The sequence below is a fragment of the Leifsonia sp. NPDC058292 genome (assembly GCF_042880955.1).
In the GTDB taxonomy this organism is placed as follows: domain Bacteria; phylum Actinomycetota; class Actinomycetes; order Actinomycetales; family Microbacteriaceae; genus Leifsonia.
The window spans coordinates 77,601-90,423 of sequence record NZ_JBHVYL010000014.1 but is presented as its reverse complement, the minus strand read 5'-3'; the positions used below and the strand labels follow the sequence as shown (position 1 = coordinate 90,423).

Annotated in this window: 15 protein-coding genes; 7 read left to right on the top strand and 8 right to left on the bottom strand. The window is 69.7% G+C overall.

All coding sequences use genetic code 11. The features are described 5' to 3' along the window. Window positions 1–2: 2 nt before the first annotated feature. The 3 genes from ACFVWR_RS10100 to alr form a co-directional block, all read right to left on the bottom strand. Entirely contained in the window at window positions 3–188 is a 186-nt protein-coding gene (locus tag ACFVWR_RS10100; RefSeq protein ID WP_387210757.1) for a BatC protein, read from the bottom strand. 118 nt (window positions 189–306) lie between these two features. Further along, window positions 307–1,362, bottom strand: a complete 1,056-nt coding sequence (locus tag ACFVWR_RS10095) for a D-alanine--D-alanine ligase (RefSeq protein ID WP_387210754.1) — start codon at window positions 1,360–1,362, stop codon at window positions 307–309. Beyond that, entirely contained in the window at window positions 1,355–2,536 is a 1,182-nt protein-coding gene (gene alr, locus ACFVWR_RS10090) for an alanine racemase (protein ID WP_387210751.1), read from the bottom strand. The genes ACFVWR_RS10095 and alr overlap by 8 nt, the downstream gene beginning before the upstream one ends. Window positions 2,537–2,739: 203 nt before the next feature. Here alr and ACFVWR_RS10085 point away from each other — a divergent pair, with 203 nt between their 5' ends. Genes ACFVWR_RS10085 through ACFVWR_RS10075 form a run of 3 tightly spaced genes read left to right on the top strand, consistent with a single transcriptional unit; the run spans window position 2,740 to window position 5,367 of the window. Beyond that, window positions 2,740–3,684 (top strand): MetQ/NlpA family ABC transporter substrate-binding protein, encoded by a 945-nt coding sequence (locus ACFVWR_RS10085; protein ID WP_387210748.1) that lies wholly within the window; start codon window positions 2,740–2,742, stop codon window positions 3,682–3,684. A gap of 4 nt (window positions 3,685–3,688) precedes the next feature. After that, window positions 3,689–4,711: a methionine ABC transporter ATP-binding protein gene (locus ACFVWR_RS10080; RefSeq protein WP_387210745.1), complete on the top strand. Its 1,023-nt coding sequence runs from the start codon at window positions 3,689–3,691 to the stop codon at window positions 4,709–4,711. Beyond that, window positions 4,708–5,367: a methionine ABC transporter permease gene (locus ACFVWR_RS10075; RefSeq protein ID WP_387210742.1), complete on the top strand. Its 660-nt coding sequence runs from the start codon at window positions 4,708–4,710 to the stop codon at window positions 5,365–5,367. Before ACFVWR_RS10080 ends, ACFVWR_RS10075 begins: the two co-directional genes overlap by 4 nt. Before the next feature lie 31 nt (window positions 5,368–5,398). Here ACFVWR_RS10075 and ACFVWR_RS10070 read toward each other — a convergent pair whose 3' ends face one another. Continuing rightward, window positions 5,399–6,103, bottom strand: a complete 705-nt coding sequence (locus ACFVWR_RS10070) for an NAD(P)-dependent oxidoreductase (RefSeq protein ID WP_387210739.1) — start codon at window positions 6,101–6,103, stop codon at window positions 5,399–5,401. A gap of 45 nt (window positions 6,104–6,148) precedes the next feature. On the opposite strand from ACFVWR_RS10070, the gene ACFVWR_RS10065 reads away from it, so the two are divergent. Then, window positions 6,149–6,640, top strand: a complete 492-nt coding sequence (locus tag ACFVWR_RS10065; RefSeq protein ID WP_387210736.1) for a MarR family transcriptional regulator — start codon at window positions 6,149–6,151, stop codon at window positions 6,638–6,640. Between the two features lie 118 nt (window positions 6,641–6,758). On the opposite strand, the gene ACFVWR_RS10060 is transcribed toward ACFVWR_RS10065, so the two are convergent. Then, entirely contained in the window at window positions 6,759–8,042 is a 1,284-nt protein-coding gene (locus ACFVWR_RS10060; protein WP_387210734.1) for a citrate synthase, read from the bottom strand. A 63-nt stretch (window positions 8,043–8,105) separates the two neighbouring features. Here ACFVWR_RS10060 and ACFVWR_RS10055 point away from each other — a divergent pair, with 63 nt between their 5' ends. Next, window positions 8,106–9,293 carry a citrate synthase gene (locus ACFVWR_RS10055; protein ID WP_387210731.1) on the top strand — a complete coding sequence of 396 codons (1,188 nt, stop codon included), beginning with the start codon at window positions 8,106–8,108 and terminating at the stop codon, window positions 9,291–9,293. A gap of 21 nt (window positions 9,294–9,314) precedes the next feature. On the opposite strand, the gene ACFVWR_RS10050 is transcribed toward ACFVWR_RS10055, so the two are convergent. Then, window positions 9,315–9,779 (bottom strand): DUF1772 domain-containing protein, encoded by a 465-nt coding sequence (locus tag ACFVWR_RS10050; protein ID WP_387210728.1) that lies wholly within the window; start codon window positions 9,777–9,779, stop codon window positions 9,315–9,317. Window positions 9,780–9,844: 65 nt separating this feature from the next. Between ACFVWR_RS10050 and ACFVWR_RS10045 the strand changes: the two genes are divergently transcribed. Continuing rightward, window positions 9,845–10,357: a DUF664 domain-containing protein gene (locus ACFVWR_RS10045; protein ID WP_387210725.1), complete on the top strand. Its 513-nt coding sequence runs from the start codon at window positions 9,845–9,847 to the stop codon at window positions 10,355–10,357. After that, window positions 10,311–11,003, top strand: coding sequence for a putative glycolipid-binding domain-containing protein (locus tag ACFVWR_RS10040; protein ID WP_387210722.1), 693 nt, complete (start codon window positions 10,311–10,313; stop codon window positions 11,001–11,003). Before ACFVWR_RS10045 ends, ACFVWR_RS10040 begins: the two co-directional genes overlap by 47 nt. Window positions 11,004–11,016: 13 nt before the next feature. Here ACFVWR_RS10040 and ACFVWR_RS10035 read toward each other — a convergent pair whose 3' ends face one another. Together ACFVWR_RS10035 and ACFVWR_RS10030 are read right to left on the bottom strand one after the other, a co-directional pair. After that, window positions 11,017–12,282, bottom strand: coding sequence for an MFS transporter (locus ACFVWR_RS10035; protein WP_387210780.1), 1,266 nt, complete (start codon window positions 12,280–12,282; stop codon window positions 11,017–11,019). An 83-nt stretch (window positions 12,283–12,365) separates the two neighbouring features. Then, on the bottom strand, window positions 12,366–12,794 hold the full coding sequence (locus ACFVWR_RS10030) for a hypothetical protein (protein ID WP_387210718.1): 429 nt from the start codon (window positions 12,792–12,794) through the stop codon (window positions 12,366–12,368). Window positions 12,795–12,823 lie beyond the last annotated feature (29 nt).

Below are 12,823 nucleotides of genomic sequence, written 5' to 3'. Positions count from 1 at the left end.
CATCAAGCGGATCCGTCGGCGCCGCCGTCGTGTCCGTTCGGGTTGGCTCCGCCGTCTGCGGGGCCTTCGCCGCCGGCCGAGCCGTCGGCTCCGCCGTCGTGTCCGTTCGGGTTCGCTCCGCCGTCTGCGGTTCCCTCTCCGCCGGACGCTGCGTCCGTCGTGATGTCGTCGTCGTTGATCGAGCTCATTCCACCCTCCACTTCGCGCGGGATCGGCGGCGAACGCCGCCAGCGCTCAGACTACGCGTCGGCGGTGCTGCGTCAATGGTGGTGACGTCGCGCGCGCGCGCCGCGCCGGTGCGCCCGGTCACCGCGGGCCGATCTCCGCCGCGCGGTCCACGAGCATTCGGAGCAGGTCGGGGTAGGCGAGGCCGGCCTCGGCGCAGAGCCGCGGAAAGTGCGAGTGCGCGGTCAGACCGGGCATCGTGTTGATCTCGTTGAGCAGTAGCGGGGAGTCGGCGCCCCTGAGGTCGCCGCCCGGGGACTTGCCCGGGGAGCCGGCCTGCGCGACGAAGAAGTCGACCCTGGCCAGTCCCTCGGCTCCGATCGCCTCGAACGCCAGCACGGCGAGGTCGCGCAGGGGTGTCAGCAACTCAGGGTCGACGCCTCCCGGAACCTCGATGGCGGCCCCAGCACCGCCGTACTTGCCGTCGTAGTCGAAGAACTCGTGGCGCGAGTCGAGGCGCACCAGGGAGGGGCCCGTGGTGCGGGTGCGCCCGTCGGGCGACCGGTAGACACCGATGCTGACCTCGTCCGCCCTGATCGCCGGCTGCACCAGCGCGACCCTGTCGTGCGCGAGGGCGGTTCCGACCGCCGGCGCGAGGTCGTCGAACTCGGCGACCAGGGATGCGCCGACGCTCGACCCCGCGCGGTTGGGCTTCACGAACAACGGCAGCGGCAGCCCGCGCACAGCCGCGGGCAGCGACCGCAGCGAGTCCACCGCGCGGGTGTCGACCATGGGCACCCCAGCGGCGCTCGCGACGCGCCACGTCATGCTCTTGTCCATCGCCATGGCGCTCGCGAGCACCCCCGAGCCGACATAGGGCAGACCCGCGAGTTCGATGGCGCCCTGCACGGTGCCGTCTTCGCCGTAGCGGCCGTGCAGCACAGGGAAGACGACGTCGACGCCGCGCAGCAGCTCGGGCCGCACGCCACGCGGCGCTCCGGAGCCGTCGGCGGCGGAGCTCAGCCCGTCGACCTCCGCCGCGTGCCACACGCCGCACGCGTCGATGCCGACCGGGCGCACGACGAAGCCCTGCTCCCGCAGCCCAGCGACCACATCCCTGGCCGACCTCAGCGACACCTCGTGCTCGGAGTTCGCGCCGCCGTAGAGCACGGCGATCGTCGTGTGGCCGTTACGCAACGCGCACCGCCCCACGGTGCTCGCGGATCACCCGCGAGCCGAAACCGGTCATGACCTCCTGGGGTATCGTCCCCGCCCAGTGCGCCCACTCGTCGAGCCCCGGCTCGCCGAGGGCCGGGTCGCCGATCACCACCACATCATCGCCTTCGCGCACGTCTCGCCCGACGGGGCCGGCATCCACGATGAGCTGATCCATCGAGACGCGCCCGACCACCCGGCAGCGGTGTCCACGGATGCTCACCTCGCCCGTGTCGCCGGCCGAACGCGGAATGCCGTCGGCGTATCCGAGCGGCACCAGCGCGAGAACGGTCTCGGCCGCCGTGCGGTAGTCCCCGCCGTACGACACGGGCGTGCCCGCCGGCACGCGCCGCAGTTGCACGATGCGCGAGGTCAGCCGCAGCGCCGGGCGCAGATCGAAGCGCTCACCATCGACGGGCTGAACACCGAACAGGGCTTGGCCGCACCGCACCAGCGAGAACCGGGTCTCCGGATGCGCGAGCGCGGCCCCCGAACTCGCCAAGTGCAGCACGTCGGGCGTGAGGCCCGCAGCCGTCGCCACGGTCACCGCGCTCCTGAAGGCGTCGACGGCGCTCGCCGTGGCCGACGGATGCGGCTCGTTCGCCCGCGCGAGATGCGACCACACCCCGACCACGCGCAGTGTTCCGAAGCGCTCGTGCTCCGCTGCCAGCCGGCACAGTGCCGCCCAGTCGGCGGCGTCGGCTCCACCGCGGGAGAGTCCTGTGTCGACCTCGAGGTGCACGCGTGCGGTGATCCCCACGACTCGGGCGCGGGCGGCGATCTCCTCGAGCATCCGCTCGCTCGGGCAGCCGAGCTCGACGCCGAGGCGGATGGCCGCACCCAGGTCGCTGTGCGGATCCGAGAGCCACGCCAGCAGCCGCGCCGTGACACCCGAGGCGCGCAGTCGGAGCGCCTCGTCGACCGTCGCGACCCCCAGTGCGCCGGCTCCGGCGCGCAGGGCCGTTCGCGCGACCCGCGCCATCCCGAGCCCGAAGCCGTCCGCTTTGACGACGGCGAGCACGGGCACGCCGGCGACGGCGCGCAAGACGCCGACGTTGTGCGCGATCGCGTCATGGTCGACGGTCAGTGTGGCGAACGGCCAAATCTCCGGCGCGACATCGCAGGGCGGGGGAGCAGTGATGGACAGAGAAGGCATGTTTCGACGCTAAGGAAGCGCGGAGTCGGCCCGCGTCATCCGCGAGCCGCGGGCAGGTCAATCGCTCGATGTATCTGTGCGCACCGTCACGCCGTCATATTTCGGAACACGGTTTGGGTTGCCGCGCCGGTGCGGGCAGGCTGGAACGGCCGCCAAAACATTCCGTCGGCACAACACATCCCCTTCACGAAAGAGGCACAGCCATGTCCGAGGCCACTCCCACTCCTCCTTCTCTGCCGGAGAAGCCGAAGTCGCGCACCGGCTGGATCGTCGGCATCGCGATCGCCGTCATCGCGGTCATCGTCGCCGTCGTGCTCATCATCGTGAACGTCACCGCTCCCGCGTCTTCGGACTCCTCGAAGCGGGTGACGGTCAAGATCGGCACCACCGAGGAGGCCGCGCCGTACTGGGGTGTGCTCAAGAAGGCCGCTGCTGCCGAGAACATCGACATCCAGGTGGTCGGATTCAGCGACTACACCCAGGCGAACCCGGCGCTGAAGAGCAAGCAGATCGACCTGAACCTCTTCCAGCACCTGCTGTTCCTCGCCAACTACAACGTCTCCGACAACGCCGATCTCGTGCCCATCGCGTCGACCGTCGTCGTGCCGCTGCCGCTCTACTCCGACAAGTACAAGTCGGTCGACGACATCCCGCAGGGCGCCAAGATCGCCATCCCCAACGACGCGACCAACCAGGCCCGCGCTCTTCTCGTGCTGCAGGAGGCCGGGCTCGTGAAGCTCAAGAACGGCGGCACGGTGCTCTCGACGCCCGCCGATGTCGAGGCCGGCTCGAAGGTGACGGTTCTCCCGGTCGACGCCGCGCAGACCGCGCCGGCCCTCAACTCGGCCGACGGCGCCATCGTGAACAACAACTTCGCGCTCACCGCCGGCATCGACCCCAAGTCCGCGATCTTCCAGGACGACCCCAAGAAGTCGGCTGCCGAGCCGTACATCAACGCGTTCGTCGCCCGCAGCGCCGACAAGAACAACAAGACGTTCCAGAAGATCGCCGAGCTCTACCACACCAAGCCGGTGCAGGATGCGGTGCTCGCCGAATCCAAGAACACCGCGGTCATCGTGCAGCGTCCGCAGTCGGAACTGACCTCGATCCTCTCCAGCCTCGAGAAGACAGTGCGGGCGGCGAAGTAGTCCGATGGCCCTGATCGAGTTCCGCGACGTCACGAAGTCCTTCCGCTCCGGTGACACCTCCATCACCGCCATCGACGGGGTGAGCCTGTCGGTCGAGCGCGGCGAGATCTTCGGGATCATCGGATACTCGGGTGCGGGCAAGAGCACGCTCGTGCGTCTCGTGAACGCGCTGGAGCGTGTGACGAGCGGCGCCATCCTGATCGACGGAGTGGACATCACGCAGCTTCCCGAGCCGAAGCTGCGTGACGTCCGCGCCGGGATCGGGATGATCTTCCAGCAGTTCAACCTCTTTCGCTCCCGCACGGTCTTCGGCAACATCGCCTACCCCCTGAAGGTGGCCGGCTGGTCGAAAGAGAAGCGCAAGGCCCGGGTGGCCGAGCTCCTCGCCTTCGTCGGCCTGACCGACAAAGCCTGGGTCTATCCCGACCAGCTGTCGGGCGGCCAGAAGCAGCGCGTCGGCATCGCCCGCGCGCTCGCGACCAACCCGGCCATCCTGCTCGCCGACGAGTCGACGAGCGCGCTCGATCCCGAGACGACGGCGGATGTGCTGGCACTCCTGAAACGCGTCAACGTCGAGCTCGGGGTCACCATCATGGTCATCACCCACGAGATGGAGGTCGTGCGTTCGATCGCCGACCGTGTGGCCGTGCTCGACTCAGGGCGGGTGATCGAAAGCGGCAGCGTGTTCGACCTCTTCTCCGACCCTCAGACCGTCACCGCCCAGCGGTTCGTCGGCACCGTGCTGCGCAACCAGCCCGGAGCCGACGACATCGAGCGTCTGCGGGGCAAGCACGCCGGCCGGATCGTGTCGGCTCGCATTCACGACGACGGCCGCCTCGGCGCGGTGCTCTCGGATGCGGTCGGTCGCCACGACGTGCGCTTCGAGATCGTCTACGGCGGCATCAGCGCGCTGCAGGGGCGGTCGTTCGGCAGCCTCACGCTCGAACTGATCGGCGAGGACTCGGGTGTGGACGCCCTGATCGCCGAGCTCCGCGAGGTCACCGAGGTCGAGGAGGTGGCGGCATGAGCGACTGGTCGACCCTCTGGCCCGTGTTCGCGAAGTCGATCGGCGAGACCCTGTGGATGGTCACCGAGACGCTGGTCCTCGGTGGCATCCTGGGTCTCGCGCTCGGCGTGCTCCTGTACACCACGCGGCGCGGCGGCATCCTGGAGAACCGTGCCCTGTCGACCGTGCTCAACGTGCTCGTCAACTTCGTGCGGCCCATCCCGTTCATCATCTTCATGACGGCGGTCGCGCCGTTGACGCTCAGCCTGTTCGGCACGTTCATCGGCACCTCGGCCGCGATCTTCCCGATGACCATCGCGGCGACGTTCGGCCTCTCCCGCATCGTGGAGCAGAACCTGGTGACCATCGACCCCGGTGTCATCGAAGCGGCGCGCGCCATGGGGGCGAGCCCGTTGCGGATCATCATGACCCTGCTCATCCCCGAGGCGCTCGGCCCTCTGATTCTCGGCTACACGTTCGTGTTCGTGGCCATCGTCGACCTGTCGGCCGTGGCCGGTGGACTCGGTGGCGGTGGCCTCGGCTACTTCGCGATCTCCTACGGCTACCAGCGCTACGACTGGACGGTCACGTGGGTGGCCGTGATCACGATCGTCGTCCTCGTTCAGGCGGCGCAGTTCCTCGGCAACTGGCTGGCGCGCAAGGCGCTGCGCCGGTGAGTAGCGGTCGGGCGACGGGCGCCCGACCGCGCTAGCCGCGCGAGAACGCCTCTTGGCGGATGAGGTCCAGCACGCGCGGCTGCGGATCGACGGTCGCGACCGCCATCGTCTTCCGCACCCAGCGGTCGTCACCGGCCGCCGCCAGCAGTGCGGCGGCCAGGTCGGCCCTCGACGTGTACTGGCGGGGGAGCAGTTCCTCAGCGGTCTCGAAGTCTGTCACGGTCTCCGTCTCGAACAGTCCGGAGGGCCGCGCGATGGTCCACTCCAGCCCGCTCGCTGCCACGAGCACCTCCATCCTGAGCATGTCGGCGTAGGTCTCCCGCCCGATCGTCTTGGTGATGATCGGCTTCAGCACCTTCTCGAAGATGAACCCGCCGCCGGTGTCGTGGTAGCGCGTCGCCGGGTCGGTCGCGCTGGAGCTCACGCAGAGCAGACGACGCACGCTCTGTGCTTGCATCGCCCGCACGATCGCGCCGGTTCCCTGCGAGTAGATCGTGATCGGTTTGCGGCTGTACGGAACGCCGAGCGTCGAGATCACGACGTCGGCGCCGCTCACGGCGCGCTCGACGAGAGCCTGATCGTAGACGTCTCCCGCCAGAACGCGCAGGTTCTCGTGGTCGGCCGGGAAGGTCTCCGGATGCCGGGTGACGGCCGTGACGGTGTGGCCGGTGTCGAGGGCTTGGCGCGCCACCAGGCGTCCTGTCCCTCCGTTGGCACCGAACAGGACTAAATTCATCGTGACTCCTCGACTCGAACGCGTATAATACGAAAAAGGTATCATATGGAAACCAAATCAAACGGTGCTCGGGCGACGGATGCCGCCCGCGGCCGTCGCCGAGCCGCCACCGAGATCAAACGGACCCTGCGCGAGCTCAACAACCAGGTCGCTCTGCTGAACAACCAGGTCGGCGCCCGCGTCGACCTGCGGCCTCTCGACCTCGACTGCCTCGACGTCGTCGCCATCCACGGGCCGATGAGCCCGAGCGATCTCGCGCGCCGTGCCGGGCTGCATCCGGCTACGATCACGGGCATCCTCGACCGCCTGGAGAAGAGTGGCTGGATCGCACGCGAACGCGACGACGCGGACCGCCGGGCGGTGAAGATCCGTGCTCTGCCCGACCGGGCGGGCGAACTCTTCCAGCTCTACTCGGGCATGAACGACTCCATGGACGAGATCTTCGCCGACTACGACGACGCCCAGCTCGCGACCCTCGCCGACTTCCTCGGCCGTGCCGCGGCCGCCGGCCGCACCGCCACCGACGCGCTCGCCTGAGTCGTGCCGCGCGCTTGCTCTTGTCGCTCCCCGAGGGGCGAGTCGTCGCGACCTGCCGGCGCCGCCAGCCCGCAACGACTCGCCCCTCGTGGCCGGGTGGGTGGGTGGGTGGGCGCTGTCAGGAGGGGGAGGGGGAGTAGCGGCCGACGGGGCGCAGCCGCAGCGGGCGGCGGGAGTATTCGTCGAGGGCGTGCACCATCAAGCCGACGGTGCGAGCGACGGCGAAGACCACTTCGCCCGCGTCGTCGGGCATCCCGGTGGCCAGCGCCAGTGCGGCCAGCGCCAGGTCGACGTTGGGGTGTGCTCTCGTTCGAGCGCCGACGACGGCGGCCACGCGGTCAACGGCGTCGACCGCAGCGGTGGCCTCGGGATGCGCGCGCAGCAGGTCGAGCAACGCCAGCGCACGAGGGTCGGCTCCGCGATAGAGCACCTGACCGAACCCGGGGATGACGCCGACGTCGCTCACCATCATGTCGGCGAGGACGCGTTCGGGATGCTCGCCCGCGGCCACCCGCGCGAGCATGCGGTACGCCGCGCGGCTGGCATTGCCGTGCAACGGCGAGTCCAGCGCTCCGAGCCCGGCCGTCACGACGGCGTAGGGGTTCGCGCGCGCAGACGCGGCCGCCCGAGCGGCGAGAGTTGAGATCGCGATGTCGTGGTCGAGCAGCAGCACGAGGGCTGCGCTCAGCGCACGCAGCCCGTGCGGTGATTCCGGCCGGGCCGTGAGCCGTGGCCAGAGACGGGCGGCGACGGATGCGGTGCTCGCTGCGCCGGCCCCACCGACCTCGGCCGGGCGGCCGAGCACGGGCAGCACCTCCACCATCCCGGCCACGAGCGACTCCGTCGCGGTCACGACCGTCAGCGGATCCAGCGAGTAGCGGATCGGGTCGAGCGTGGCGAACACCGTCACGGCCACCTGCTGACGATCCCGGGCGGTCGCCGTCTTGGGCATCGCATCCGCGACGGCGCGAACCCGGGTGACCGTGTCAGAAGGCACCTGGAAGCCCCCGAGCGCGTCGCCGTCGCCCTGCTCGCCCCAGACCCCCGTCAGCGCCCAGTGCGCGACGGCCTCGAACGTCTCCTCGGTCGCCAGCGTCACCACGTTGCGGTCGCGGTAGAACAGCTCTCCGTCGTCGATGTGCGCGAAGGCGGTGTCGATGACCATCAGAGGCCGGCCGTCGGAGTGGGCGCGCGCGGGGGAGGGCGCCGCCGCTGAGCGCTGCCGTCGCGTCGCGGCGAAGCGCTCGACCTCCAGCGGGTCGAAGGCGGAGCCCGACGGCGTGCGCACCCTCGTGAGCCGTCCGCGGGCCACGTACGCGTAGAGCGTCTCCAGCTTGACACCCAGCCGTTCGGCGGTCTGCTCGGCGGTGAGCGCGGGCAACTCGGTCGGACGGTCGGGCACGGGAGCCTCCAAGTTGATCAAATCAACGTTGACGCAACATTGACACGTGCTCACACTAGACCCATGCGAACCGACCGGATGGACGACACCCTCATCGATGTACCCCGCGGCCTCACCAACGTGGTGGCCGCCGAGACCTCGCTCGGCGACGTGAGGGGGCACGAAGGCTTCTACCATTACCGCCAGTACTCGGCGATCGACCTGGCCGCCGAGCGCACGTTCGAGGAGGCGTGGCACCTCCTGCTGTTCGGCCGGCTCCCCGACGCCGACGAGCTCGGAGCGTTCCGCGGCCGGGTCGCCCGGGCGCGGGAGATCCCCGAGAGCGTGCGGGCGCTCCTGCCGTCGATCGCGGCCATCACCGGCGGCACGGATGCGCTGGCCGGGGTGCGGATCGCGCTCGGAGCGGTCGCGGCGGCCGACCGCATCCGGCCGCTCTTCGACGAAAGCCTCGACGAGCGCTTGACCGACGCCGTTCGGGTGAGTGCCGTCACTCCCGTGCTGCTCGCCTCCCTGCATTCGCTGGCCGCCGGCCGTGAACCGCTCCGTCCCCGCGACGACCTGGGCCACGTCGCGAACTACCTCTACCTGCTGACCGGCGCGGCCCCCGACGAGCACCGCGAGCGGGCCATCAGCGCCTACATGACGGCCGCGATCGACCACGGGTTCAACGCCTCTACGTTCACCGCCCGCGTGATCGCATCGACGGGAGCCGATCTCGCCTCTGCGGTGGTCGGTGCCCTCGGCTCCCTCTCCGGTCCTCTTCACGGCGGTGCGCCGAGCCGTGCCCTCGACACCATCGACGCGATCGGCACAGCAGACCGCATCGACGCCTGGGTGAGCGACGCCGTGCGGTCGGGTGGTCGCATCATGGGGTTCGGGCATCCGGTGTACCGCACCGAGGATCCTCGCTCGCGGCTGCTCCGTTCGATCGCGCTCGAGTTCGGCGGCGACAGGGTGGAGTTCGCCGTCGCCGTCGAACGTCGGGTGCTCGAGCTGCTCGCTGAGCTGAAACCCGGCCGCGAACTGCACACCAATGTGGAGTTCTACGCCGCCGTGCTGATGGAGCTGTGCGGCGTGCCGCGCGAGATGTTCACGCCGACGTTCGCCGCGGCGCGCGTGGTCGGGTGGAGCGCGCACATCCTGGAGCAGGCGGCCGACGGCAAGATCGTTCGCCCGTCGTCGCGCTACATCGGGCCGGAGGCGCCCCAGCCGTTGCCGCACCGGCAGGCGGCCTCGGCGGCCCAGCGCTGAACGGCTCGACCGGGGGCGGGCTCAGACGACCAGCGATGTGATCAGCGAGGCGGCGCCGAGCAGGGACACCGCGCCGCGCACGCTGTTACCGCGGCGCCAGCGCCGTTCGAAGTCCGCGAAGCCACGGCCGTCTTTCGTGGCTGCCAGGCGGTTGTTGAGCGGAACGTTCACCGCAGCCGTGACCACGAAAGCGATGAAGCCGAGAGCCGCGCCGAGAAGGGCGAACAGTGCGTCGAGCCGCGGAAGCGCCGGTGTGACGACGATGGCCACGGCCAGGCAGGTCAGCGCCGAACCGACGAACGCGATCATGAACGTCGAGCGCACGGCACGCACGTTGATGCGGTTCATCGTCGCCACCGACTCGGCTTCGGGCGACTCCCGGAGGGCGGGCATCACCATCGACGTGAAACCGAGGTAGACACCGCCGGCGGTCGCGGTCGTGAGCGCGGCCAGGCCGACGAGCAGGCCGATCAGCTGGTCTGTCATGGGATGAGCGTACCGTGCGTCATGGCGGCACTCACGGCCGCCGTCCAGAGCCGGAAGGACCTTCGATGACAGCATCCCGTGATCTCCTGATCGACGCTTTCGACCGCATCGCCCAGACGGCTCGGCGAACCGTGGAGGGCCTCGGTCACGACGAGCTCTCCGGGCGCGTCGACCCGGACTCGAACACGATCGCCTGGCTGATCTGGCACCTCACCCGCGTGCAGGACGACCATGTCGCCGATGTGGCCGGGCGCAGGCAGGCCTGGCTCGACGACGGCTGGGAGAAGCGTTTCGGCCTGCCGCTCGACGCTCACGACACCGGCTACGGTCACAGCACCGAAGACGTCGGTCAGCTCGATGGGGTCGGCGCCGAAGAGCTGATCGGCTACCACGAGGCAGTGCACGCGCGAACCGTCGAGTACCTGCGCACTCTCGACGACGATGATTTCGCCACGATCGTCGACGAGAACTGGAACCCACCGGTGACGCTGGGCGTGCGGCTCGTCAGCGTCATCTCCGACGATCTTCAACATGTCGGGCAGGCCGCGTTCGTGCGCGGCGTACTGGAACGCCGGTAGCGGGATGCGCGGGCAGGTGCGTCATGTCGCCTGGGTCGGCGACGAGGATCCGGAGCGGTTGGAGGCCGCGACGGTCACGCTCGGCACCGATCGACTCGTCGCCCTCGGAACATCACGCACGACGGACTACGTCACGAGCTGGGCGCTCGAGACCGGCCCCGACTGGGTCACCTCCCGCCTCGACGTCGCCGTGTTCGGGCACGGCTGGAGACGCAGCCTGTCCCTCTTCCGAAGCGACGGCGGTCACTGGTCGAGTGAGGCAGAGGCGACCGGCCGACCGGTCTCCGACGGTGAGGGGATGCCCGAGCCCGGCATCCAGGACGCCGATGCGATCGACGGCGCCCTCGACTGCGACCTCGCGCTCTGCCCGGTGACCAACACCATGCCGATCCTGCGCCTCGGCGCGCTCGATCGGGCGGTGCCGGAGACGCGGCTGGTGATGGCGTGGGTGGCGTTGCCGTCGCTCGCGGTGATCCGGAGCGACCAGCTGTACAGCTCGGGGGCGCCGATCGACGCTGCCGCCGGGCACGGGGTCGTGCGCTACCAGAGCGCGAGCCGGGACTTCGTCGGCGATCTGACCGTCGATCCGGATGGGCTCGTCATCGACTACCCGCAGCTGGCCAGACGCATCCGGCCCCGGGCTTGACTCCGGATTCCGGTCAGGGTGCCGGCGCGAGCGGTTCGTAGCGTCGGAAGGAGCCCTGCACGCGCACGACCGTCGCCACGAGGACGACGATGACCAGTCCGCCGAGAAGCGGCGGGAACCACAGGGCTCCGGTGAGGGCCAGCACGCCGATGTAGAGGTCGCCGAGCCGCGGGCCGCCCGTCACGACGACGGTGAACACGCCCTGCAGCCGACCGCGCATCGCATCGGGCGCCGAGGACTGAAGGATGGTCATCCGGAAGATCGAGCTGACGTTGTCGGCCGCTCCCGAGCCCGCGAGCAACACCGCAGCGATGACGAGGGCGGGCAGGTTGGCGTCGGCGAAATTCTGCCCCGAGCTCGACAGCCCGGAGAACGCGACGACGGCGAGCACGATCCCGAAGCCGAGGATGCACGCTCCGTAGACGACGATGGCTCGGCCAACGGCTCGGCCCTGCCAGCGCACATGTCCGAGGCGTCCCGAGAAGATGCTGGAGACGAGCGTGCCCACGGCCCCGGCGGCCGTCAGGATGCCGACCGTCACCGGGCCGCCGCCGATCAGCAGGGCCCCCACCGCGGGGAAGAGCGCTCGCGGTTGACCGAACGTCATGGCGATGAGGTCGAGCACGAACGTCATGCTCAGGTTGGGAGCCGTCTTCAAGAACCGCAGGCCGAGCAGCACCGAGGCGAGCCCCGCGGTCTGGCGTTCCCCTTCGGGCACGATCTTCGGCAGCGTGAAGATGCCCAAGAATGCTGCGGTGAACAGGATGACGTCGATCGTGTACGTCCAGCTGATGCCGACGCTCGCGACCAGGAGCCCGGCGAGGGCTGGCCCGACCGTCACCATCACGCCCATGCTCATGCCGCCGAGAGCGCTCGCCGCCGGAAGCAGCCGCGTGGGCAGCAGCCGCGGCGTGATCGCCTGCCTCGTCGATCCGATGACCACGCTCGCCACGGCGTTGACGGTCGTGAGCACGTAGAGGGGCCAGACGACCTGCACGTCCAGCCAGGCGAACACGGCTATGCCGGCCGTCGACGTCCAGGCCAGCACCGCTGCGATCAGGGCGACGAGGCGCCGATCGAACGCATCCGCGAGCACGCCGCCGTACAGCCCGAACACGATCATCGGACCGAGCGCGAACAATGCTACGAGGGAGACGGCCAGCGTCGAGCCGGTCAGATCGTAGATGTGCAGGCCGACGGCGACGATCGTCATCTGGCTGCCGATGCCGGAGATGGCGCCGCCAAGCCAGAGGCGCGCGAAGGCGGGGCTCTCCCTCAGCGGCGAGAGATCGACGAAGTGGCGGCGACGCGCGAGCGTCGTATCGTCGGGCTCCTTTGTGCCGGTCGCGTCGTCTTTCCGGGTCAGAAGCGGGGCTTCTTGCTCTGAGCCACGGCAGAGAGCGAGTACACCACACCGGCGGCCATGATGGTGACCGTGATCGCCTGCAACAGCACCTGCCAGAACGGCAGGAACGGCGTGACCGACACCCAGAGCCAGAGCACGGCGCCGATGAGGGTGATCACGTAGCTGAACGTCTTGCGGGCCCAGAGGGCGTTGAGCGAGACGACGGTGCCGGCGACGAAGACCTGGAAGAGCGGCAGGAACGCGCCCTCGTTGCCCGACCAGGTGGTGACGAGGCTGATCACGAGGAACACCAGCGACACGAGCACGACGACGGTCGCGATGATCGCACCGAGCGGTCCTGGCAGCACTGCGCTGAGGCTGCGGACGAGCGTTCCGTGCTCGTCGTCGAGGTCGGTGGTCGGCTGGGCGGGTGCTGTTGTGCTCACGAAAGAAATCCTAGCGCCGCCGGGCGCCG

Coding starts and splice junctions, on each gene's coding strand:
- ACFVWR_RS10100 (WP_387210757.1), bottom strand. CDS start 188: ATGAGCTCGATCAACGACGACGACATCACGACGGACGCAGCGTCCGGC.
- ACFVWR_RS10050 (WP_387210728.1), bottom strand. CDS start 9,779: ATGACAGACCAGCTGATCGGCCTGCTCGTCGGCCTGGCCGCGCTCACG.
- ACFVWR_RS10065 (WP_387210736.1), top strand. CDS start 6,149: ATGGAAACCAAATCAAACGGTGCTCGGGCGACGGATGCCGCCCGCGGC.
- alr (WP_387210751.1), bottom strand. CDS start 2,536: ATGCCTTCTCTGTCCATCACTGCTCCCCCGCCCTGCGATGTCGCGCCG.
- ACFVWR_RS10040 (WP_387210722.1), top strand. CDS start 10,311: ATGTCGGGCAGGCCGCGTTCGTGCGCGGCGTACTGGAACGCCGGTAGC.
- ACFVWR_RS10070 (WP_387210739.1), bottom strand. CDS start 6,103: ATGAATTTAGTCCTGTTCGGTGCCAACGGAGGGACAGGACGCCTGGTG.
- ACFVWR_RS10055 (WP_387210731.1), top strand. CDS start 8,106: ATGCGAACCGACCGGATGGACGACACCCTCATCGATGTACCCCGCGGC.
- ACFVWR_RS10085 (WP_387210748.1), top strand. CDS start 2,740: ATGTCCGAGGCCACTCCCACTCCTCCTTCTCTGCCGGAGAAGCCGAAG.
- ACFVWR_RS10045 (WP_387210725.1), top strand. CDS start 9,845: ATGACAGCATCCCGTGATCTCCTGATCGACGCTTTCGACCGCATCGCC.
- ACFVWR_RS10075 (WP_387210742.1), top strand. CDS start 4,708: ATGAGCGACTGGTCGACCCTCTGGCCCGTGTTCGCGAAGTCGATCGGC.
- ACFVWR_RS10080 (WP_387210745.1), top strand. CDS start 3,689: ATGGCCCTGATCGAGTTCCGCGACGTCACGAAGTCCTTCCGCTCCGGT.